We start from the raw sequence: 23,557 nt of genomic DNA, 5'->3' as shown, positions 1-23,557 counted from the left end.
CAACGCTTGCGCTCAGCACTGACGACTGATTGATTAACCAAACCACGTAAAAAAACGGAGAACCGCATGTTTGAATGGCTGGCAAGCCCGGAAGCCTGGATCGCCCTGGGCACCCTGACCGCACTGGAGATTGTGCTTGGCATCGACAATATCATCTTCATTTCCATCCTGGTGGGGCGTCTGCCTGTCCACCAACGGGCGCTGGCCCGTCGGCTGGGGCTCAGTCTTGCCATGCTCACGCGGCTTGCCCTGCTGTTTTCGATCTCCTGGGTCATGAGTCTCACGGAACCATGGTTCACGGTATTCTCCCAACCAGTATCCGGGCGCGACATTATTTTGATTGGCGGCGGTTTGTTTCTGCTGGCAAAAGCCACGCATGAGATTCACAACAGTCTGGAAGGCGAGGAAGAGGATAGCAATGGCATAGCCGTCGCCAAAGCTTCGTTTGGCATGAGCCTGGTCCAGATTGCCCTGCTGGATGTGGTGTTCTCGCTGGACTCCGTCATCACCGCCGTCGGCCTGGCCGATCATGTGTCCATCATGGCGATTGCCATCATTCTGGCCGTCGGCGTGATGCTGTTTGCCGCCAAGCCCATCGGTGATTTTGTCGACAATCACCCTACCATCAAGATACTGGCCTTGTCTTTTCTGATACTGGTAGGGATGACGCTGGTTGCTGAAGGGCTGGAGTTCCATGTGCCCAAGGGATATATCTACTTCGCCATGGCCTTCTCGGTGGTGGTGGAGATGATCAATATCCGCATGCGCAAAAAGTCCGATACCGTGCGCAAGCTGAATAAAAGCCAGCCCTGATAGCTAATGGCTCCGCCCTTGCGGGCGGGGCGCATGGCAACCCATTAGGCGTTGAATACCTGCTGCCAGAGGCTGCGCACCGCCTCGGCATCGGCAGCAACCGCAGATAAAGGCACACGTGATTTGGTCTGCTCCTGCAGGCGGCTGGCATGTTGCAGACTGCGATAACGCCGATATGCTTCAGCGGCCGCCGTCGCCAGCGTGGCATCAATCAGACCCAGACTCCCCAGCTTGCCCAGCAGGCTGATATTGCCCAGGTTTTCGGTGAGCTCCGGGTGTTCGGCAGCATGCGCCAGCACCAGATACTGCACCATGAATTCCACATCAATAATGCCGCCCTCACTCTGCTTGAGGTCAAATTCTGTTGCGGGCACGCTATGGCTCTCGCGCATGCGGCGGCGCATATTCAGCACCTCCTCGCGCAGCTTGGCCACGTCGCGTGGCTGGCATATCACCTCTTCGCGTATGCGGCTGAATGCCGCCCCTATCGCCTCATCGCCCGCACTGAAGCGAGCTCGGGTCAATGCCTGATGTTCCCATACCCAGGCTTTATTGCGCTGGTAATCTTCAAACGCCTCCAGTGAGCTGACCAGCAGTCCACTGGCGCCATCCGGCCGCAGCTGCAAGTCGGTTTCGTAGAGCAAGCCCGCCGAGGTCAGGCTGTTGAGCCAGGTATTGATGCGCTGCCCAAAACGGGCATAGGTATCGCGCGCCTCGGGAGCATCATCGTCATACAGAAAAATGATATCCAGATCCGAGGCATAACCCAGCTCGCGCCCGCCCAGCTTGCCATAGCCGATGATGGCAAATTTTGGGATTTCGCGATGCTTGCCACGCAAAGTGGGCCAGATGGTATCCATGGTGGCCTGCAATACCAGATTTGCCAGCGCGCTCAGGTAATCCGACAAGGTTTGCAGGGGCAGCTCACCGGCAATATCCTGCGCGGCAAACCGGAAAACGGCGGCGTGTTTGAAATGACGCATGGTATCCATCTGCCGCTCGACATCGCCTTCCACCTCGGCCAGTCGGCGCTGCAGGTCCTGGCGCATGGCATCAAAATCCGGCTCGGCATACAGGCTGCGCGTATCCAGCAATTCATCCAGCAAAATGGGGTGCTGCGTCAGGTATTGCGCCAGCCAAGGGCTGGCGGCCACCAGCTTGACCAACAAGCTCAGCACCGCCGGGTACTCGGCCAGCAGCGCGAGATAACTGGCGCGACGGCAGATGCTTTCCAGCAGATCCAATGCCCGCGTCAGAGTCACCTGCGGGCGCTCTTCCTGGGCGGAGAGTTGAATCACCGTGGGCATCAGAATATCCAGACGCTGACGGCTCAGCTCGGGCAGATTGCGATAGCGGCTACCCGTGTGCAAGGCATTAAGGCGACGCAGGGTATCTTCCGCATCGTCATAGCCGGCGTCGCGCAAGCGACGCACCGCTTCGCCCTCCTGCACCGCACCCTGCCAGATGTCATTGATCGGCTTCAGGGTTTGCAGATTGTTATCCTGACGCCCCACGGCCACGTCACTGAACACCTCACTGAAATGCACCTCGACCAGGCTGCGATGGGTTTCCAGCGCCTTGCGCAGCAAATCCCAATGCGCAAAATGCATGCTGGTAGCAATGCGCTGCTGCGCTTCGGGCGTGGTCGGCAGCTCCTGTGTCTGCGCGTCTTCCACATATTGCAACCTGTGCTCCAGGTCGCGCAAAAAGACATAGGCTTCGCGCAGCTCGCGCACGGTACGCTCGGGCAGAATCTGCTTATCCTGCAAGCGCTGGAGCACCGCCAGCGTCGGGCGTATCTGCAGGCTGGCATCACGCCCGCCGCGTATCAGCTGAAACACCTGGGCGATAAATTCAATTTCGCGGATACCGCCGCGGCCCAGCTTGATGTTGTCATGCATGTCGCGCCGATTCACATCGCGCTGTATCTGCACCTTGAGATCGCGCATGGAGGCAAATGCACCATAGTCCAGGTATTTACGATAGACAAACGGCCGCAGCAAATTGGCCAGCACTTGCTCTGGCCCGGCGACCACCCGGCCCTTGATCCAGGCATAGCGCTCCCATTCGCGTCCCTGATTCTGGTAATACTCCTCCAGAAAATTCAGGCTACAGGCCAGCGGCCCTTCTGAGCCATAGGGCCGCAAGCGCATGTCTACGCGAAAGACAAAGCCGTCTTCGGTGACGTCATCAATCGCGGCGATCAGCTTCTTGCCCAGGCGCGCAAAGAATTCATTGTTGCTCAGGGACTTTTCACCATTGGTTTCGCCATCCTGCTCAAAGGCAAAAATCAGGTCGATGTCGGACGATACATTCAGCTCATACCCCCCCAGCTTGCCCATGCCCACCACAATCAGCGACTGCTTGTCGCCCCGCTCGCCGATGGGTTCACCGTACTGGGCTTCCAGCCAGGGCGTGAGATGCTGCAAGGCAAAGCGCACCGCCACCTCCGCCAGTGCGCTCATGGTCTGCATCACTTCATCGAGATCGGCAAGATCATTCAGATCCCGCGCAATCACCCGCAACATCACGCGCTGGCGCAGGCCGCGCAAGGCACGCTTGAGACTGGTCTCATCCGTCACCGTGCATTTCGAAAGATAGAGCCGCATATAATCCGCGCGCCATGGCAGCATGATTTCCGCATCCAGCTCCTGCAAGAGCTCAGGGTATCGGGTCAGCAGACGCTGGCAAAACGGGCTGCAGCGCACAGTATGGCGCACCCATTGCGTCGTCTGGCGGCCATCGTGTTCATCAGAGAGAATTTGCGAGAGTGTTTGCATCAAAAATCAGCTTGGCTGGTGGTATTATGTGGAAGATTTTTTTCGTTACCTTTTGTAACAGTTGAAGAATAACCCAAAATCAGGCCGGGCTGGGGTTGGCGACCATCAGGTCTAGCCACCTTCATCACCAGGCCGCTGATAACACAACGATAAGTGCTTGCTGGAGATCTCTGAATGTCATCGATTGAAACCGTTCTGACCGAAACCCGCGTTTTCCCCCCACAGGAGGCCTTCAAGCAGGCAGCCACCATTTCAGGTCTGGAACAATACACCGCGCTTTGCCAGCAGGCCGAGCAGGATTACCCCGGCTTCTGGGCTGCACTCGCGCAAAAGGAGCTGGATTGGCACAAGCCGTTCACCGCCGTGCTGGATGAAGCCGATGCGCCCTTTTATCGCTGGTTCCACGATGGCGAACTCAATGCTTCCTACAATAGCCTGGATCGCCACCTCTCTACCCGTGGCGACAAAGCCGCGCTGATTTTTGAAGCCGACGACGGCACGGTCACCACCGTCACCTATCGCCAGCTACATCAGCGCGTTTGCCGCTTTGCCAATGCCCTGAAAAAACAGGGCGTCGGTAAAGGCGATCGCGTAATCATCTACCTGCCCATGAGCGTGGAAGCAATAGTCGCCATGCAAGCCTGTGCGCGTATTGGTGCGATTCACTCCGTGGTGTTTGGCGGCTTCTCCTCTAAAAGCCTGCATGAGCGCATCACCGATGTGGGTGCCAAGCTGGTGATCACCTCCGATGGCCAGATGCGTGGCGGCCGTGCCATGCCGCTGAAACCCGCCGTGGACGAAGCCTTGAGCTTGGGTGGTTGTGAAGCCGTGACCAGCGTGATTGTCTATAAACGCACCGGCGGCGAGGTTGCCTGGAATGCGCGTGACCTGTGGTGGCATGATCTGGAAAGCGCAGAATCCGACTACTGCGAGCCAACCTGGGTCAATGCCGAGCATCCACTGTTCATTCTCTACACCTCAGGCTCCACCGGCAAACCCAAGGGCGTGCAGCACTCCACTGGCGGCTATCTGCTGGGTGCGGTCATGAGCATGAAATGGGTATTCGACCATAAAGCCACGGATATTTTCTGGTGCACGGCCGATGTGGGCTGGATTACCGGCCACAGCTATGTGGCCTATGGTCCGCTGGCGCTGGGCAGCACGCAAGTCGTCTTTGAGGGCGTGCCAACTTATCCCGATGCAGGCCGTTTCTGGCAGATGATCGAAAAGCACAAGGTCAGCGTATTTTACACGGCGCCCACGGCGATTCGTTCGCTGATCAAGCTGGGCGGCGATTTACCCAATAATTACGATCTTTCCAGCCTGCGCCTGTTGGGCACGGTGGGCGAGCCCATCAACCCTGAGGCCTGGATGTGGTATCACAAAACGGTGGGCCGCGAGCGCTGCCCGATTGTGGATACCTGGTGGCAAACTGAAACCGGCGCGCACATGATTGCCCCGTTGCCCGGTGCCATCAATGCCAAGCCCGGCTCCTGCACCCGTCCCCTGCCCGGCATCATGATGGATATCGTCAATGAAGATGGCAGCCATATTGATGGCACTGGCGGTGGTCTGCTGGTGGTCAAGAAGCCATGGCCATCCATGATACGTACCATCTGGAATGATCCGGAGCGCTTCAAGAAATCATATTTCCCTGAAGAGCTGAAAGGCGTTTACCTGGCAGGGGATTCGGCCCACCGTGACGATGATGGCTATTTCTGGATCATGGGCCGCATTGACGATGTGCTGAATGTTTCCGGTCACCGCCTTGGCACCATGGAAATTGAATCCGCGCTGGTAGCCCATCCGCTGGTGGCAGAGGCTGCCGTGGTCGGCAAGCCGCATGAGATCAAGGGCGAATCCATTGTCGCTTATGTCGTGCTGAAAGGTGCCCGCCCGGAAGGCGATGAGGCGAAACAAATCGTAGCGCAACTGCGTGACTGGGTAGGCAAGGAAATCGGCCCCATCGCCAAGCCGGATGAAATCCGCTTTGGCGACAACCTGCCCAAAACCCGCTCCGGCAAGATCATGCGCCGCCTGCTGCGCTCGCTGGCCAAGGGCGAGGAAATCACTTCCGATATTTCCACACTGGATAATCCGGCCATTCTGGAACAGCTGAAGCAGGCTGTTTCCTGACAAGCCGCCATCACTGGTTGACCTAAGCATCATGCATAAAAAAGCCGCCGCTATCTGCGGCTTTTTTATTGGCTAATGTATTGGCGCAAATGTGGACTATGACGGATGCAGCTTTTTCTCATGTTATTGGGTGCGCATACTATCTGGCAGCGCGTCGCGATTGCTTGCCATGGCGCTTTTTCCACCAGATCAGCACCCCGGTCACAGAGACCAGCACCAGCGCCAGGCCGCAGAAACTCACAAACATGCGGTAAGGCAGCCCAAACACCTGCCCCATATGCAGCGCCCCCAGCCAGTTGCTGACGGTATTTCCGGCCTTGTCGCCCGTAGGCAGCCACCAGCCTTTGATCTCTCCCGTCGCGGCGTCAATCAGAATCGCGGTATTACCACGATCGCTGCGCAGATCGGCATCGCTATGCACAGAATACGCATACAGCCCGCGCTGCCTGTCCAGCCGCAAGCGGTCTTCAAAATCCACCTTGAGCCCACGCTCGGCGCTGAAGCGCTGCATGGCATGGCGCGCCATGGCGTGTGCCTGAGGCCACGGCATGGGCGCATGGGCAAGAGGCTGTGCCAGCGGCGGAATGGAGCGCCATGAAAGATCAAAATCAAACATGGTTTTCATCACCGGCATATACACCTGCTCGCGCAGATTAAACATGACGCTGGACCAGGCAAACATCAGCAATACCATGCACAGCCACAAGCCAAACGCCCGGTGCAGATCAAAGTTGATGCGAGTAGCACCGGCCTGCCACTTGATCAGCCAGGCCGGTTTCCATCGACTCAGATAGGATGCCTTGGCCGCTTGCTGCCGACGCGGCAAGGTGAGATAAAACGCGACAACACTATCCAGCGTCCACAGCACGGCGATGATGCCAAAAATCAATCGACCACTATTGCCCGGCAAGGCCAGCGAGTAATGCAACTTATAGAGAAAGCCCACCAGCGTTTCGCGCTGAAACAGGCTGTCGCCGCGCAGACGCATCCCCAGCATGGCGCCGGTTTGCGGATGCAGGAACATCTCATCTGCCAGCAATAGTGCAGCTTTGCCATCCACAGACGGGCCTGGGGTCAACCGGAACGCAGCGGATTCACCAGCTTCCACATGCAACAGCAACTCATCCACCCGCATGCCAGCAGGCGCCTGCCGCTGGGCAGCCTCGCGCAGTGCATAGGCATTCAGCGGCGCGCGCCCCGCCTGCCATGCCGGATGCAGCAAATGCGGATTCAGCCAGCCATCGACCTCCTCCTCAAACGCAATGATCGCCCCGGTAAACCCGGCCACCACCAGAAAAACCGCCATCGCCAGGCCTACCCAGCGATGCCAGATAACAAGATACGCGCGCATTACCAGCTATAGGTCAGCGTGCCCATCACATTGCGACGGTAGCCCCATTTGCAGCCATCGCCATAGTAGCCGCAGGTCGCCACATATTCCTTGTCGAACAGATTGCTGGCATTGAGGGCAAACTTCCAGCCTTTCCATTGATCGCCCAGGCTGGCAAGGTCGTAACGCAATACTGCATCGACCAGAGTGTACGACGGCAGCTTGTAGCTGTTGTCATCCTCACCATAACGACTTCCGATATAGCGCAACCCACCGCCTACCGTCATTCCGGCAAGAATGGATTCCGGCAGGCGATAGTTGGCCCACAGTGTGGCGGTATGCTTTGGCACATTACCAGGCGCGTTTCCTTGGACACCATCGTTGCTCTTGGTGATTTCCATCAGCGTGTGGGTATAACTCGCCACCAGATCCAGGCCGTTCGCCATTTGGGTCTTGGCCTCGGCTTCAAACCCACGTGACTGTACCTCGCCCCGCTGTATGCTGTAAGTGCCAGTAGCATCCTGCAAGTCAGCCGTGGTCAGGTTTTGTCGGGTTAGGTCAAACAAGGAAAAAGTCAGCATCGTGCTTTTGCCAGCAGGCTGGAAACGCAGACCAATTTCATACTGCTTGCCGGTTTCGGGCTTGAATGGAGTGCTACCACGTGCTGGAGAACTCGTGCCGATGACCGGCAGGAATGACTCGGTATAACTCGCATAAGGCGCCCATCCATTATCCGCGAGATACACGAGGCCCGCACGCCAGGTCGTGGCGCTATCGTCCTGCTCGCTGGAGCTGGATGCATCCAGATGATCCCTGTTGGAAGTGGTTGCCCAGTCGCGACGGGTTCCCAGAGTCACTACCCATTTTTTCGCAATTTTTATCTGATCCTGCAAATACACCCCGGTCTGCCGCAGTTTCTGAGTCACATCATTATTACGTGTAAAGTTAGCCGAGGAATTGCCATAGACCGGCGCGTACAGATCCAGATCAGAGAGGATGGCGAACCCACCCTTTACATCCCCTTTCATTTTCTGTCCATCCAGCCCGATCAGCGCCACGTGCTCAAACTGGTCATGCGCCCATTTCAATTGCACATGGTTATCGAGCGTCAGATTATCAATATCTTCATTGCTGGAGCCACCATACCGGCCCACCGTGCGCTGGTCCGCATTCAAGCCACTCATGTACACAGACGTCGCATCTGTCTTCATGTTCTGATAGCGCAGATTCTGGCGAAACAGGACATGATCGTTGAAAATGTGCTCGAACAGATAGCCTGCGGAATAGCGTTCCTGATCAAACTTGTCGATACCTGGCTCACCGACAAAGCGACTGGTGGATATCTTGCCATAGGCACTGTTATACAAAGTACCGACACGTGGCCATGCCTGATAGCCCTGCCCACGCTCGTTCTTCTGGTAATCGGTCAGCAGGGTCAGTGTTGTGAAGTCACTGGGACGCCAGGTCAGGGCTGGTGCAATAAACACACGATCATCCTTCACATGGTCAATTTGCGTGTCACTGTCACGCACCAATCCGGTCAGGCGATAGCTCCAGGTACCGTCATCCGTCAGCAAGCCACCAAAATCAGCCGCGAGCTGTTTGCGGTCGTAGCTGCCCAGCTGAGCCTGCACTTCGCGTACCGTCTTATCGGTAGGGCGTTTGCTCACCAGGTTAACCAGACCACCTGGCCCGCCCTGCCCATACAGAATGGAAGATGGTCCACGCAAAATTTCCACGCGCTCGAGTCCGTACGGCTCGATCACGGTGCCACCCTGGTTATTGAATGCGTATGCACGCAAGCCGTCCCGGTATTGATCGCGGCCATTGGAGTCAAAGCCTCGAATCATGATGAAATCCGAGCGTGGGTCCGGTCCATTCGCTTCAGACATTACCCCTGCGGTATAACGCAGGGCTTCGCTGACCGACTGCACGCCCTGCATATCCATCTGCTCACGCGTGACAATCGCTATCGATTGCGGTGACTCAATTACTGCAGTATCAGTTTTGGTTGCAGTCAGGCTGCGCTTGGCGACATAGCCTTTGGCTGGCCCCGTGGGACTTTCCTGCTCCGCCGCCGCACTGACATTCACCTCCGGCAGTTGCTCGGCGTTGGATGAAGGTTGGGTTGGTGCTTCCGCCTTGCGCAGCGTATATCCGCCATCGCTAAGCGTCGCGGCCTCCAGCCCGGTATTCGCCAGCAAGGCGGCCAAGCCGGCGTTTACTGTATAGCGACCTTGCAGACCCGCACTTTGCCGCCCCTCGGTGAGCGAACCGTCTACCGAGAGCGCAATTCCGGCCTCGGCAGCAAACTGGCTCAACACACGGCTCAACGATCCGGCAGGAATCTGGTACTGGCGTGCAGCGGAAACCTGCTGCTCAGCAGCGTGACTGTCCGTGATGATCTGCGGGATGGCAAAGCTTAACGGTACCGCCAGCAATGTCAGCTGAACGGCATTGGTGATACGTTTTTTGAAAAAACGCGCATGATGATGTTGCATGAATTCCCCTTTAAGAAAATGTATTCGGCAATGCTTCATCTGTATTGCCAATCGAAATCAGAAAAAGGGAACCTATCTCTGCAAATTATCTGTTTTGCATTCGTAATCTCATCTATGACGCACGAGGCTCGAGTGTCACCCACCAAGGCAAAAGACGATGCACATGTACGGGCAAGGTTTGTTCGAGCAGGTGAAGTGCACGGTCGGTGTCTTGTAAAGGGAATGCGCCGACGATGCGCAGATGGGATAAAGCAGGGTCGTAACCAAGGTGACCACGACGATAACGTTCCAGTCTGGCGACAAACTCCGGGAGTGGCAGGTTATCGGCCACAAGCATGCCATGCGTCCATGAATCCATCGCAGGGTCTGCTTCGCGGGCAGGCTGGATGGATATCCCGTCAAAACTGCTTTGCTCGCCGGCTTGCACGATCAGGCCTGGCTGGCTGGCCTGCGGCAAGCGTATGGCGACAGCGCCTTCAAAAACGGCAACATGGGAGCGCTGGCCGTCGTCGAGCACATTGAACCGGGTGCCCAGTGCCTGCAGCTGACCATGCCGGGTAGAAACAAGGAAGGGGCGGCCAGGCTGCATGGTGTCGAAAGCGGTCTGCACCCAGACCTCACCAGCCACCAGTTGAATATGACGCTGGCTGGTGCTGTATTCAATATTGACCGCACTCGCGGTGTTGAGCCATAAAAGGCTGCCGTCCGCCAATTGCATGCGGCGACGTTCGCCGATGCGGGTGGTATGTTGTGCCATCATAATTCCGGACCATTGTTGCACCGCGGGTTGCCGTGTGATGCCCCAGCCGCCCGCACTTAACAGGCTGAGAGCCAAGATGGATTTGATGACGCGACGGCGACCCTGCCCCATGGAACGCAAGGTCTGGCGCGCGGCATCATCTTCCATGTATTGAAATTTGCGCATGACATTTTCTACCTGCTGCCAGGCCAGACGATGCGCATTGTCCTGTTCCAACCACGCCTGCCAGGCCGCATGCTCCTGTGCATCAAACTCGCCTGCATGCAGCATGGCGAACCATTCTGCGGCTTGCTGCAACGTGGCATACGAGGGATGGTCGGCTATGTGGTGGTTGTCTGCCAGTGTTTCCATCAAATGGCCCTGCCCAGCGTGAGGCAAGCCAACATGGCTTGTGCCATGTATTTTTTCACCATGCGCTCAGAAACATTGAGCTCAATGGCAATATCGGCATACTTCATGCCATCCATCTGCGACAACAGGAACGCCTGCCTGACCTTGATGGGCAGACCGGACAGCATGCGCTCAATCTCAAACAAGGTTTCCAGCACCAGCAGACGCTGCTCCACCGAAGGTACCATGGATGGCGGCAAATTCTGCAAGGCATCCAGATAGGCCTGCTCGACCTCGCGACGACGCCAGTGATTAACCACCAGACCATGTGCCACACGTGTCAAATAGGCGCGCGGTTCACGCATGATGGGTTGTGAAGGCGACGACATGATGCGTACAAAGACATCCTGCGCAAGATCCGCTGCCTGGTGTGTACAGCCCAGCTTCCGGCGCAACCAGCCGGAAAGCCAGCCATGATGATCGCTGTACAACGCGTGAATGGTTTCAGAGACCAAGCCTGACGACATGACAATAAAGTATCAAATGAGAATTATTATCATAATATGGCCTAAGCCTGACAAAGTCAAAAATCGGCTTGCCGCTGGAGATCACTGGCTTTGTTTAAAAGCTTGCCATGCAATCAAATCAAGCGGCACAGGCACGCCATAGCAAGCTTATTGCCGCAAGTGCAGCAAGTAATGAAAAGAGTCTTTGCATCAGCAACTTGGGCATGGTGGGCAGCATACGCACGCCCACCAGCATGCCCGCAATGGCACCCAGCGCAAAAGGCAATGCAACATGCAGATCAAGCAAGCCACTGCCCGCGGAGAATGCCAGGGTAGTCAGCGAAATAAGAGCTAGGGCCGATAGCGTGGTGGCGATGATGGCGGGATAGCTTAAGTTTGAAAAGTACTGCAACGCTGGCAACACCACAAAACCTCCCCCCAGGCCGAGCAAGCCTGACAGAAAGCCGGCCAGGCCACCAGAACCGGCAAGACTATAAACACACGGTGCATTCCACATAAACCTGCCCCCTGCAGGATGCACCAGGCAAGGCTGGGAATTCTGTAACGCACGCTCAGGACCAACAAACCATTTGCGCCAGCCCACCCATGACAACAGCCCTGACGAAACCACCAGCAATATCCGATCAGGAGTAACCTGCGCCAGCCATAAGCCCAAGGGCATGACCATGATGCCAGACATCGCAATCAGCATGGCGGCACGATATCTCACCTGCCCTTGTCGCAAGCCAAGCATGCTCCCTGTACCACTCGCCAAGGCAACTGCCAGCAAAGCGACCGGGGCAGCATGACGCACATCCAGCCCGAACAATAGAATCAGCAGGGGGCCGGCCAGCATACTGCCCCCTGCGCCAGTCAACGCAAGCAGCAGACCAACGACCGTCCCGGTTAGGGCAATAGCCCAGAACTCCATGCCACCGGCCTAACGGCTTTTCAACGCCCGCCACAATCGGCGGATCAGGCATTTACTCTTGAACCATTGACACATGCCGCTCACACAGCTGCCAGCCTCTTGCGTCGGCGCACTCCCCTCCTGGTAAAGCGCCTGAGCGCGCTGATACAAGGTGCTGGCGCGATTGCCACTCCGGCAAAAGCCCAGCATGGGACGAGGAGCGTTGGCAATCAGGCGCTTGTACTCCGCCACCTGCTCGGCACTGATCTGGTTAGGAATCACGGGCAAGGCAACAAAATATAATCCAGCAGCTTCGGCTGCAGCCCGCAGTGCTGGCGTTGTTGGTTGTCCTGCGCCATCTTCTGCATCGGGTCGGTTATTTATCAGGGTTTTATACCCGGCCGCCACTATGGCAGGAATATCTTCCACCGCAACCTGGGTACAGTGACTAAAAGCATCGTCTATCTTTACTGGATTAATTGCCATGCTTGTCTCCTCAAATGAGTAATACGCCGGGCTCGTAAAGGCGGCACCTTTAGGCTTCAGCCCCGCAAAACTGTTGATACAACACCTGCATCACCGCCAGTGCCGGACCAGGCGCAATCTGGTAGTAAATTTTCTTGCCCTCGCGTCTGGTAGTCACCAAGCCCTCTTCCCGCAACACGGTAAGCTGTTGCGAGAGGGTCGGCTGACGGATATCCAGCATCTCTTCCAGTTCACTCACGCACAACTCATGTTGGGTAAGCTGACAAAGCAGCATCAGACGATCTGCATTCGCAAGCACTCGCATCAAGCGGCTCGCAGCCTCGGCGGATTGATGCATGGTTGCAAGGTCAATTGTGACAGACATAGAAGGCGTCTTTCATACGGATGGTTAACTTGATTCAATCATTATATATTTTTATATATTATATGTTAATATATTTTTAACCAACTTCCATCAGGAGACTCGCCATGTTTCGTCAGCTGTTTGAGCCAAGCTCTTCCACCTATACCTACCTGATCACAGATGGCAATGAAGCTTTGCTGATTGATCCCGTCATCACCGAAGTTGATGTCTATCTCGCCCTGCTGAAAGAACATCAGCTGCATCTGGCATGGACACTGGAAACCCATGTGCATGCGGATCACATCACGGCGGGAGGTGAACTGCGACAGCGCATAGGCTCGCGCAGCGCTGTGGCTGCCTTATGTGGTGCCAGTGCGGCGGACAGGCAACTGGCGGACGGTGACACCGTAGAACTCGGGGGGGAACGGATTCAGGTAATTGCCACACCAGGACATACACCGGGAAGCCTGTCTTTTCTGTGGCGCGACCGTCTGTTTACCGGGGATGCACTGCTCATCAACGGCTGCGGACGCACCGACTTTCAGGGCGGCGATGCCGGTACCCAATATGACAGCATTACCCAGCGCCTTTTCAGCTTGCCGGACGAAACGCTGGTCTATCCCGGACATGATTACCAAGGGCGCCGCGTCAGTTGCATCGGGCAGGAGAAAACCATCAATCCGCGGCTGGCAGGCAAATCTCGTGATGCGTTCATCCAGATCATGACATCGCTGGATCTTCCCAAACCGCGCCTGATCGATATCGCAGTGCCAGCCAACCGTCGCTGCGGGGTCGATGAAGAAGTAGCACCGCAAGGCTGAGCAGCAAGACAGGGTATAATGGCGATCTTTCTTCACGCCTTTTGCCCTTGTCATGAGCCAGTCCGAGATTCAACGCCGCCGTACCTTTGCCATTATTTCCCACCCGGATGCGGGTAAAACCACCCTCACAGAAAAACTGCTGTGGTTCGGGGGCGCCATTCAGGTCGCCGGTGAAGTACGTGGGCGCAAGGCGGCACGCCATGCCACTTCCGACTGGATGGAACTGGAAAAGCAACGTGGCATTTCGGTGACATCCTCGGTCATGCAGTTTCCCTATCGTGAACACATGATCAATCTGCTGGATACCCCTGGCCACGATGACTTTTCGGAAGATACCTATCGCACGCTCACCGCCGTCGATTCGGCCGTCATGGTGATCGACTCGGTAAACGGTGTGGAAGCGCAGACCATCAAGCTGCTGAATGTATGCCGCATGCGCGATACGCCCATCCTCACCTTCATCAACAAGCTGGACCGTGAAAGCCGCGCGCCGATTGAGCTATTGGACGAGATCGAGTCCACGCTGGGCATGCAATGCGCGCCCATGACCTGGCCTATCGGCATGGGCAAGAGCTTCCGCGGGGTATATCACCTGTACAACGACAGCATTTCCTTTTTTGATCCGCACGCCGAAAAAGGCACCTCGGAAACCATCCAGGGCCTGGACAACCCGCGTCTGGACGAGCTGATTGGCACACAGGCCGCAGAGCTGCGCGTGGACGTCGAGCTGGTGCGTGGCGCCTCCAGCACCTTTAACAAAGAGGCCTATTTGTCCGGCAAGCAAACCCCGGTGTTTTTTGGCTCGGCCATTAACAACTTCGGTGTGCAATCGCTGCTGGATGCGGTGGTTGAGCTGTCCCCCTCGCCCCTGCCCCGTAATACCGCCAGCCGTGAAGTGGCGCCTGGCGACCCCAAGTTCTCCGGCTTTGTGTTCAAGATACAAGCCAATATGGACCCCAAGCATCGCGACCGTATTGCGTTCCTGCGGGTATGTTCCGGCCGCTTTGAGCGCGGCATGAAAATCAAGCAGGTTGCCAGCGGCAAGATGCTGGCGGTGAATAACGCCATTACCTTCATGGCGCAGGACCGCAACACCACGGATGAAGCCTGGGCCGGCGATATTATCGGCATTCCCAATCACGGCACGGTCAAGCTGGGCGATACCTTCACCGAGGGCGAAGACCTCAAGTTCACTGGCATCCCTTCCTTTGCCCCAGAGTTTTTCCGTCGTGCCCGGCTGAAAAACCCGCTCAAGATGAAGCAATTGCAAAAAGGCCTGCAGCAACTGGCGGAAGAAGGCGCTTCGCAATTGTTCCGTCCGCTGATGAGCAACGATCTGATTCTGGGCGCCGTCGGTACCTTGCAGTTTGATGTGGTCGCCCACCGCCTTGAGCATGAATACGGCGTGGATGTGGTGTTTGAAAGTTACGACTGCTCAACTGCACGCTGGCTGCGCGGATCGGATGCTGACCTCAAGGCGATTGCAGATAAATATGGATTTAACGTGGCGCTGGATGGGGCGGACGAGTATGTTTATCTGGCGCCTAACCGCGTCAACCTGCAGATGGCACAAGAGCGCTATCCGGACATTCAATTTCTGGAAACCCGCGAAATTTTCTGATGTCAGAACGCTAGCTGAGCATTAACGTTTAAGCAGGATCATCGTTCAACTCTCGACTAATAATACGAGAGATCATCAGGGGGTAATGCCATGTGTGCAGACAGATTGCGCGAACTGGATATTTTCAAACCCAACACCGCGCAAGAGTTGGAGTTCATGAATAGCATCCGCTTGCGGAACGTCAAGTTCCCGGCGGGTAAAACCATCGTCAACGAGCGGGCATCTAGCGCCCAGCTCTACACCTTGCTTGAGGGCTGGGCCATTCGGCACAAAACCCTCAAGAATGGCCGCCGCCAGATACTCAACATCATGTTTCCGGGCGATCTGATTGGCCTGCAGCAAAACCTGCTGGATGAAAGCACCAGCAGTGTGGAAACCATCACGGACGTTGAGCTGTGCGAGCTCGATAAAAATAAGCTCTGGCTGCTCTATCAGTCGTTCCCGTCGCTCGCCTATGACATCACCTGGATCTGTGCGCATGAAGAACAGATTGTGGATGACAATCTGCTGAATGTCGGTGCGCGTTCGGCCGTGGAAAAAATTGCCATGCTGATTCTGCATGTGTTCAAGCGTTACCGGGCGCTCTACCCCGAAGCGGGCAAGGTCATTCCATTTCCACTGAACCAGCAGGACGTGGCCGATGCCCTGGGCCTTTCACTGGCACATACAAACAAGTCATTGAAAAAATTGGAAAAACTTGGATTACATAAAATCCAGGAAGGCAAACTTACCATCCTGAATGAAAAAGCGCTGGCGACTGTAGCAGATTATTTCGAATCGCCGATCACGCCCAGACCGCTGATCTGCTGACGAAATAGATATGGGGCCCCTGCCAGCGCCAGATAAATTTCGTTTTTGAGGCTAGGGTTTTTGAGTCAGCCAGGACATCACGATGCTTTGCGGACTGATGTCGAACTGAATACCCGCCTCTTCCGCCAGCAATTGCAGGGCAGCACGATCAATGATAGCAGCCGAAGTATCCGCAGCGCGCTGAGCGTTGACATCGTAAAGCGGCTGCGTGATGACGATCTCCAGGCGCTTAGGATCCTGAAAGTGGATATGCAGGTCTATAGGCTGCTGGGCATGGTCTTCAATGTGACACAGCAGGCCCAGCCAGGCATACAAAAAGGGGGATTCGCGAACGAGGGCGTAATCCACGCCAGAGTCCTCCGGTAGCCGCTCTACCGATATATTGCGCAGGGTCAGAAATCCCGACATGAGCTTGAGGCCCATAGCCACAATGTCTTCCGGCAATGCCTCGTTATCACTCGTGTCATCCCAGACATTCAGGGCGCGAATACCAAATACAGCTTCTTCCAGCTGCAGGTCAATCTTGTTCAAACGCTCCAGTGTCTTGCCTTTATCCAATACATCCTTTTCCAGATTGCGCCGCATGATGGAGTGATTCATGCGCGTGACCGAAATCGGCCCCAGCAGATTATGGCGCAGCACCGAAAATACCTTCAGGAATACATGATGCCGTATGCCAGCCAACTGCCAGTGGGTATTTGACGATGCTAATTTTTGTTCTGTCGTCACTATTCTTCCCTTCGTCTTAAAGTCCGCCTTAAGCGGTTCTGCTCAGGATGCGGTTCAGCATGGCAAGGTCAATCGGTTTTTCCAGGTAATGATCAAACACCTTGATCGCCTCGACAGCTGCCACATCCTTGGCTGAGTGCCCGCTAACGGCAATAAACTGCGTGTTCGGCCCCAGTCCTTTATCCTGCACTTGCTTTAACAAAACAACACCATGCATATCCGGCAAATTCAGATCCATGAATACCAGATCAAATGCTTTTTCTTCCAATTGTTGTATGGCGGACTGGCCGTTCAGCACCCACTTGACGTCGTGCCCCAGCAACTCAAGCAGCTCTTTAAAGGTGGCGCCCGCTTCCAGATAATCCTCCACGATCAGAATGTGTTTTCCCATTTCCCCAACTTCTATTCTAACAGCATGATTATTTTAATGTTTAACACAAATTAACGTGTAATTTTCTGCTGCAAGGCAGATCCGAGGATGGTATGCGGCAAATGCACGATGAAACTCACATAGCCATCATCCGTATGTTCGTAGCGAATATCGCCTTGGTGCGCAGCCACAATCTGATGTGCAATATACAAGCCCAAACCCAAACCAGTCTTGTTCAGTGCATTCAGCTCCTGCCTGCGCTTAAAGGGATCAAACAGAACATTCACTGTTTCCGGTGGAATTTCCGGCCCGGCATTTTTAACGCAAAAACGGATGTTCTCGGGGTGTCGGCTCAGCAATACCTTCACCGGCAGACCTGCCATGCCATGGTGACGGGCATTACTGAGCAAGTTGGATAGCACCTGTGCAATACGGTCGGCATCCACCTGCGCTTCTATGTTGTCCGGGATATCGGCCTCTACCTGAATATCCGGATATGCCGTGACATGCTCAGCCAGCATGTCACGCACCAACAAGGATATATCGGTAGGCTGTATATCCAGCGGCAAACCAAGGCCTGCCTGTAAACGGCTCATGTCCAGCACCTGGTGCACCAACCGTTTCATGCGCATGCTGGAATTCTTGATACGCTCGCCCAGCTTGTTCGAACTCGCCCCATCCTGCATTTCCAGCATTTGCGCCGCCATGGTGATGGAGTTCAGCGGATCCCGCAGATCGTGGCCCAGCATGGCCATGAGCTGGATACGGTGACGCTCGTTACGGGCATTATGCGCATTGCAGGTTTTCAATAAATCCATACGCAATTCCTGGGCCATGGCCACATCCAGCGGACTCCAGGCTTCAGACTGCCCTTGGACGGTCTCTTTCCATTCTGCAAACGAGCCGCGCGGCGTCAACCTTGGCCCCAGGGGGCCTATCTTGTATTGCTTCTCCGGCTTGCCGCCCCAGCGTATGGTATGGATGAGTTCGCGCCGGATAAACAGCAGCCAGCTCTTGTGCACCTTATCAATCGAGATTGCCATGACACCGCAGATATCGCCCATGATCGAACGCAGGTTGGCGGGGGCATCCTCTACTTTGTGGATGGCATACACATCGGGCAGCGACTGGTTCAGCCAGAATAGCCATGCCCGTATGAATGCATCGGGAACCTCACCAGTGACGGCACTTTTGCCATCGTAACTGATCACGGCTGCATCCGAGGGGATCAATCTTGCGATGTCCCCGATCGCACTACGCAGTTGGCTACCAAAATCTTCCGCGGCCATGAGAGCGGGCAACAGGGTCATACGCATTTCGGCAGCCTGTTCCCGGCGGGTATGCGCTTCAATGGCTTGTAGGCGCTGTATTTCTGAAGAGAGGATGGTGCCCAGCATATGGCAACTCATACGCACTTCACGGCCGATGCGATGTGGCTGCATATGATGGCAGGCAATCATGCCCCACAGCTGCCCATCAATCACAATCGAAATGCTCATGGAGGCGGCAACCCCCATGTTCTGCAAATATTCAATATGTATAGGTGAGACGTTACGCAACTGGCAAAAACTCATGTCCAGCGGCGGCATGCCAGGCCTTTGCAGCAAGGGGACTGACGGCAGTTCCACGTCGGCAATCAGCCGTAGGGTATTCAGCAAATAAAGACGCCTGGCCTGCTGTGGTATATCAGCCGCAGGATAGCGTCGACCACGCCAATCCTCCAGGCTCGCATGACGGGACTCGGCGACGACTTCGCCACTGCCATCCTGACGGAAGCGATAGGCCATGACCCGGTCAAACCCCGTCAACTCCCGGTAGTGGTCGGTGACCAGCTGCAAAAGGGGGGCAATATCGGTCTGGTCACGCAGATCATTCAATAACTGCTGAAAATGTGTAGAGAAGAAAGTATGTTTATCTGAGCTGGAAACAACAGGCTCGACTTCCACGACCACCATATCGCCAGCAGCTCTATGCAGCATCAGTTCAAACATGCCATCTGGTGTGTCAACGTGACAAACCCGACTGTTTTGGGGAAGCACCAGATATTCTGATATCAGATTAGCAGCGCCACTCAGCTTGCCCAGGTGATGCGCCTGTAATGGTTCCCCCGGCTTGGGCACATGGCCAAAGAAGTCCGCCGCATTCTGACTGCAATATTGCAACACCCCATCAAGATCAAAGGCGAGCAAAGCGCCATACGATTGAATGGCGCCTGCCAGATGAATGGGCTCCTGATCGCAGTTCTGCAAATTAACGCTAATATGCATGGCTTGCCCGGGGTGCAGGAGGCAGGTGATAGGTCTTCAAACACAGTGCAAAGGCATCGCGCGCGCCTTGTTCGGCGGCTATTTGTACCTCCTCATCAAGGCATTCGTGCTCCAGAACGCTGGTGAATATTTGCCATGGGGCATGTCCATGTGTGGCCGCGAGCCGGAAAAAATGTGGTATCTGCCGTGCCTCACTGAGTTGCTCTATCCGAGGCAACAGTGAGATCGCCCCCCGCATGGAGCCTTCAATCACATATTGCATCCCCCAGCGATAACTGGTGCGCAACCGATCTGCCACCGCTGTCACAGCAGAATGCGAGGAAATATCCATATAGACAGGAGCCGGAAGATCAAGGTCATGGCAAAGCGCTTGAAGCCTCTGCAAATTAGGTGTTGTTACCTGCGCATGCAATGAATCAGGCATGCTATGAATCATTGGCATTATTTGCTCTAGCCAAGCATGAAAAAGGCCGAGATGAGCCAGCACATCCGCATATTCAGCATGGGGGGCCGATATGCGAAGACGAGCATCCAACTCGCGGTGCAACGGCTGCGTGGCAATACGCAGACGTTGCACCAGCTGAGAGACTCCATTCTTACTGCGGGCAGAGACCGTCAAGCATGTAGCCTTTCCTGTTTTTGAATTGTTATTTTTTGGATAATTATAGGGAAAGTAGGAATCGTCCGATATGTCATTTGACATAGTGCATTCGGACTAACGGGGTGGCTGGATTTCAATAAAGAAGCGGGATTCAGGAAAAACGATACCAACTGGCAATCAATAACCTCACTCCCGGTTTCACCAAACTACCCTGCCACTGCATCCCTGAAAAATAGAGCCCTCCTCCTCTTGGGAATTAGCAGACATGCATCACTCATGAAGTACAGTTTTATGGGTGAGCCATTGTACGTAGGGGATAAGAGAACAAGAATTCAGCGCATGACCATGATTTGACTGATAGCCCTTTTTTAGACGGCCCTCTTCCCGAGCTGATACCCTGGCCGGAGGCAACCAGATTCATAATGAAGTCGCCATAAACGCAGGACAAAAAAATGGGCCTGCAGGTGCAGGCCCGAAATATTGTTGGGGGGGTATCCAACAACAGGGAAGAGACTCCATATTAACGTCGCCCTCATTTATTGCTGTGTCCATAGTCACAGCAAAGCCAGAATATGCCAGCCGCATATCACAGTGCCGTTTGATGACCATGGTGAAGGCTGGGACATGCCCCCGCTGACTTGAATAATGCAATGGGATGAACCTGAGGTGTGACGGATGCGCGAGAGTCAAACAGTATCGCTGATGGCTTGCAACTGCTGAAAGCAGGTCATGATGGCATCAATATTTCCCTTGCTGTCACGCAAGCTTTCAAGATAGCCAGGAGCTTCTGCTTGATCATTGAGGATATAGCCCACCTGCCAAAGCGGATGTAAAACATCCCCCGCCTCACCAAGCTTGCCGTAATACAGAATTTCTTTATGAATCCCCTTCTGCAAAGCATCCATCGTATGTTCCGCTTTAACGATGCTTAAAGGGCTGCCAACCAGCAAGTGAATGAAATACTCACCGTCATAAATCATGGTGCCACGTATCTGTTGTTCAATAAAAAAACGTCTGTATGTGCGTATTTCGTTGCCGATATGGGTCAAATCTACATTTTTGGCTTCAACGATATAACAGTAAGCCAACAAAATTTCTTTCATGGGGTATCAGATCACTCAGGAGTTAACTGCTATAACACTGCAGGATTCATACCGGCATGCAGGCATGCAAAAATTCATAACAACCATTTGTTTTTAAACGGTTTTTTACAAACAATATTATTATGAAGACATGATACATCGTCACTTGTGTCAGCATTCCGTCATGTTCATGCTTCCATGCCGCATTAAATGTACGCGCCAATAAAAAAACCAGCGCATCAAATGGATGCACTGGTTTTCTAGGAGATTGCTTTGTTAAAATGGCGTTCCCAACAAACCGATCAACCCGATAATGATCAGATACAAGGCGACAATATAGTTAAGCAGGCGTGGCATGACGAGAATCAGAATGCCTGCTATCAGCGAAACAATCGGGCCAAGGGTAAGGTGAAGATTCATCGCATGCTCCTGTTTGTGTTGAGGATTGGACAGTTAAGAAAGACGGATCAAGGCTGAGCATCCTGAGATGCCGTAACGAACTTGGGGGTCACGCGCCAGATAGTATTGCCGACATCATCCGCTACCAGCAGTGCGCCATGCTGATCCAGCGTTAGCCCCACTGGACGCCCTTGTGCCTCTTCGTTGGTATTCAGGAACCCCGTCAGCACATCTTGCGCAGGTCCAGCAGGTTTGCCATCAGCAAAGGGCACAAAGATCACTTTGTAACCGCTTTTTGGATTGCGATTCCATGAGCCATGCTGGCCGATGAACATGCCTTCTGTATAAGCAGCTGGCAAGGTATTACCCTTGGCCGCTAGCAGACCCAGCGATGCCGTATGTGGGCCCAATGCATAATCTGGGGCAATGGCTTTGCTGACTTTCTCAGCGTCCTGCGGCTGGACACGGGTATCCACATGTTGACCATAGTAGCTGTATGGCCAGCCATAAAAAGCGTTTTCCTTGACGGAGGTCAGGTAATCCGGCACCAGATCGCTGCCGATTTCATCGCGCTCGTTCACCACTGTCCACAATGCGCCGGTTTTTGGCTCCCAGGCCATTCCGTTCGGGTTGCGCAAACCGGAAGCAAACAGGCGATATTGACCATTCTCGGGATTGACTTCGAGAATGGCCGCGCGGTCTTTTTCGATATCCATGCCATTTTCGGCGACATTGCTGTTCGAGCCCACTGTCACATATAACTTGCTGCCATCAGCGCTGGCAATCACATTCTTGGTCCAGTGATGATTGATTCCGGCAGGCAGATCCACCACCTTTTCACCTGCAGCGTCTATATGATCCGCTCCTGGCGTATAAGGAAACTTGACCAATGCATTAGCATTGGCCACATAAAAAACATTACCAACCAGTGCCATGCCAAATGGGGAATGCAAGCCATCGATAAACACCTTGCGGTAATCGGCTACGCCATCGCCATCCGTATCACGCAACAAGGTAATACGGTCCGGACTCTTGACGCCCGCGCCGGCGCGCTGCATGAACCAGCCCGCGATCCAGCCTCGCAGACTGAATTTCTGGTCCTCCTTTTGTGGTGCGTTGCTTTCGGCCACCAAAAGATCGCCATTGGGCAAGGTATACAACCAGCGCGGATGATCCAGGCCACTGGCAAATCGTCGGACTTCCAGTCCATCTGCTGCGACGGGTTTGGCACTGCCATCCCAGCCAACCGCTTTGGCCACATTGACCGTTGGCAGCAAGGTGGATTTGGGAGCAGGCAACACGGGCTTTGCACCCATGCCATCGGTGACAGGAAGATTGGCAGTATCGCCACATCCTGCGAGTAGTACGGTCATCAGACTAATCGGTAACATCTTCAATGCAGACATTCATTATCCTTCACGCTACGAAATAAAACCTGGCAATCAGTATATGCGCGTATGGAGTTAGAGCCTGTCAGCGAGGCTATCAGACCCATGTAGGAATTCGCCTACACGACATGCGGCTGAAGCTCAACGCTCAATAGTTATGCATAGAAAACCGTGCCAAGCTATACCGCTGAGTATGCTATTCCTCTCTCCTGAATATAGCGCTATATTGCATGCAATAAGAAAGTGCGCACGGCAGGATATAGCCAGGAACGATGGCTCCTCGTACACCATGCAAGTGCTCATATAAAAATCACCAGCATTCAGACAAGAACAAACTTGCCGATATATCACTATACAAAGCTGGGTACTCTGAAGAGGGAAGGCGATTCACTTGCATGGGCATACATTCGTCAGACAAGTCACTGCTCTATAAAGTCAGAAAAATCAGACTCTGGGGCGGAAATGGGAAACTCTGGCCATGGCTGGTTTTGCTGGCTTGCCTCAGTGTGACCTATCAGCTTTGGCATCAATCCAGAGAGCAGGAGTCACTCAGACTTGAGTCCGAGTTTGATTT

At 54.6% G+C, this 23,557-nt stretch carries 20 protein-coding genes; 5 read left to right on the top strand and 15 right to left on the bottom strand.

The window, feature by feature from the left end; all coding sequences use genetic code 11:
- Window positions 1-66 precede the first annotated feature (66 nt).
- Window positions 67-813 carry a TerC family protein gene (locus LG203_RS02730; protein WP_230344392.1) on the top strand — a complete coding sequence of 249 codons (747 nt, stop codon included), beginning with the start codon at window positions 67-69 and terminating at the stop codon, window positions 811-813.
- A 44-nt stretch (window positions 814-857) separates the two neighbouring features.
- Here LG203_RS02730 and glnE read toward each other — a convergent pair whose 3' ends face one another.
- Window positions 858-3,593, bottom strand: coding sequence for a bifunctional [glutamate--ammonia ligase]-adenylyl-L-tyrosine phosphorylase/[glutamate--ammonia-ligase] adenylyltransferase (gene glnE, locus LG203_RS02725; RefSeq protein WP_230344391.1), 2,736 nt, complete (start codon window positions 3,591-3,593; stop codon window positions 858-860).
- A 174-nt stretch (window positions 3,594-3,767) separates the two neighbouring features.
- Here glnE and acs point away from each other — a divergent pair, with 174 nt between their 5' ends.
- Window positions 3,768-5,729 carry an acetate--CoA ligase gene (gene acs, locus LG203_RS02720; RefSeq protein WP_230344390.1) on the top strand — a complete coding sequence of 654 codons (1,962 nt, stop codon included), beginning with the start codon at window positions 3,768-3,770 and terminating at the stop codon, window positions 5,727-5,729.
- Between the two features lie 139 nt (window positions 5,730-5,868).
- Here the strand turns inward: acs and LG203_RS02715 are convergent, their stop codons facing one another.
- The 7 genes from LG203_RS02715 to LG203_RS02685 form a co-directional block, all read right to left on the bottom strand.
- Window positions 5,869-7,080: a PepSY-associated TM helix domain-containing protein gene (locus LG203_RS02715; RefSeq protein WP_230344389.1), complete on the bottom strand. Its 1,212-nt coding sequence runs from the start codon at window positions 7,078-7,080 to the stop codon at window positions 5,869-5,871.
- Window positions 7,080-9,560 (bottom strand): TonB-dependent siderophore receptor, encoded by a 2,481-nt coding sequence (locus tag LG203_RS02710; protein ID WP_230344388.1) that lies wholly within the window; start codon window positions 9,558-9,560, stop codon window positions 7,080-7,082. The genes LG203_RS02715 and LG203_RS02710 overlap by 1 nt, the downstream gene beginning before the upstream one ends.
- A gap of 112 nt (window positions 9,561-9,672) precedes the next feature.
- On the bottom strand, window positions 9,673-10,671 hold the full coding sequence (locus LG203_RS02705; RefSeq protein ID WP_230344387.1) for a FecR domain-containing protein: 999 nt from the start codon (window positions 10,669-10,671) through the stop codon (window positions 9,673-9,675).
- Window positions 10,671-11,177 carry a sigma-70 family RNA polymerase sigma factor gene (locus LG203_RS02700; protein WP_230344386.1) on the bottom strand — a complete coding sequence of 169 codons (507 nt, stop codon included), beginning with the start codon at window positions 11,175-11,177 and terminating at the stop codon, window positions 10,671-10,673. The genes LG203_RS02705 and LG203_RS02700 overlap by 1 nt, the downstream gene beginning before the upstream one ends.
- A 118-nt stretch (window positions 11,178-11,295) precedes the next feature.
- Entirely contained in the window at window positions 11,296-12,087 is a 792-nt protein-coding gene (locus LG203_RS02695; protein ID WP_230344385.1) for a sulfite exporter TauE/SafE family protein, read from the bottom strand.
- Between the two features lie 9 nt (window positions 12,088-12,096).
- Window positions 12,097-12,552, bottom strand: coding sequence for a TIGR01244 family sulfur transferase (locus LG203_RS02690; RefSeq protein ID WP_230344384.1), 456 nt, complete (start codon window positions 12,550-12,552; stop codon window positions 12,097-12,099).
- Between the two features lie 49 nt (window positions 12,553-12,601).
- On the bottom strand, window positions 12,602-12,916 hold the full coding sequence (locus LG203_RS02685) for an ArsR/SmtB family transcription factor (protein ID WP_230344383.1): 315 nt from the start codon (window positions 12,914-12,916) through the stop codon (window positions 12,602-12,604).
- A gap of 104 nt (window positions 12,917-13,020) precedes the next feature.
- Here LG203_RS02685 and LG203_RS02680 point away from each other — a divergent pair, with 104 nt between their 5' ends.
- The 3 genes from LG203_RS02680 (at window position 13,021) to LG203_RS02670 (ending at window position 16,147) form a co-directional block, all read left to right on the top strand.
- Window positions 13,021-13,716, top strand: coding sequence for an MBL fold metallo-hydrolase (locus tag LG203_RS02680; protein ID WP_230344382.1), 696 nt, complete (start codon window positions 13,021-13,023; stop codon window positions 13,714-13,716).
- 52 nt (window positions 13,717-13,768) lie between these two features.
- Window positions 13,769-15,337 carry a peptide chain release factor 3 gene (locus LG203_RS02675; protein WP_230344381.1) on the top strand — a complete coding sequence of 523 codons (1,569 nt, stop codon included), beginning with the start codon at window positions 13,769-13,771 and terminating at the stop codon, window positions 15,335-15,337.
- Between the two features lie 90 nt (window positions 15,338-15,427).
- Window positions 15,428-16,147 carry a Crp/Fnr family transcriptional regulator gene (locus tag LG203_RS02670; protein WP_230344380.1) on the top strand — a complete coding sequence of 240 codons (720 nt, stop codon included), beginning with the start codon at window positions 15,428-15,430 and terminating at the stop codon, window positions 16,145-16,147.
- 51 nt (window positions 16,148-16,198) lie between these two features.
- Here the strand turns inward: LG203_RS02670 and LG203_RS02665 are convergent, their stop codons facing one another.
- From LG203_RS02665 to LG203_RS02635, 7 genes are all read right to left on the bottom strand, one after another.
- Window positions 16,199-16,876: a hypothetical protein gene (locus LG203_RS02665; RefSeq protein ID WP_230344379.1), complete on the bottom strand. Its 678-nt coding sequence runs from the start codon at window positions 16,874-16,876 to the stop codon at window positions 16,199-16,201.
- Window positions 16,877-16,904: 28 nt separating this feature from the next.
- Window positions 16,905-17,267, bottom strand: coding sequence for a response regulator (locus LG203_RS02660; RefSeq protein ID WP_230344378.1), 363 nt, complete (start codon window positions 17,265-17,267; stop codon window positions 16,905-16,907).
- Between the two features lie 50 nt (window positions 17,268-17,317).
- Window positions 17,318-19,513, bottom strand: a complete 2,196-nt coding sequence (locus LG203_RS02655; protein ID WP_230344377.1) for an ATP-binding protein — start codon at window positions 19,511-19,513, stop codon at window positions 17,318-17,320.
- Complete coding sequence (locus LG203_RS02650; RefSeq protein ID WP_230344376.1) at window positions 19,503-20,216, bottom strand: biliverdin-producing heme oxygenase; 714 nt, start codon at window positions 20,214-20,216, stop codon at window positions 19,503-19,505. The genes LG203_RS02655 and LG203_RS02650 overlap by 11 nt, the downstream gene beginning before the upstream one ends.
- Window positions 20,217-20,800: 584 nt before the next feature.
- The gene (locus tag LG203_RS02645; RefSeq protein ID WP_230344375.1) at window positions 20,801-21,217 is read right to left on the bottom strand and encodes a hypothetical protein; all 417 of its coding nucleotides are present in this window, start codon (window positions 21,215-21,217) and stop codon (window positions 20,801-20,803) included.
- A 255-nt stretch (window positions 21,218-21,472) separates the two neighbouring features.
- The gene (locus LG203_RS02640) at window positions 21,473-21,616 is read right to left on the bottom strand and encodes a DUF3096 domain-containing protein (protein ID WP_230344374.1); all 144 of its coding nucleotides are present in this window, start codon (window positions 21,614-21,616) and stop codon (window positions 21,473-21,475) included.
- Window positions 21,617-21,663: 47 nt separating this feature from the next.
- Window positions 21,664-23,001, bottom strand: coding sequence for a PQQ-dependent sugar dehydrogenase (locus tag LG203_RS02635; protein WP_230344373.1), 1,338 nt, complete (start codon window positions 22,999-23,001; stop codon window positions 21,664-21,666).
- Window positions 23,002-23,557 lie beyond the last annotated feature (556 nt).

The sequence above is a fragment of the Methylovorus mays genome, from assembly GCF_020531915.1.
Classification (GTDB): domain Bacteria; phylum Pseudomonadota; class Gammaproteobacteria; order Burkholderiales; family Methylophilaceae; genus Methylovorus; species Methylovorus mays.
The sequence above is the reverse complement of the archived record's forward strand: the minus strand, read 5'-3'. Positions and strand labels throughout refer to the sequence as shown.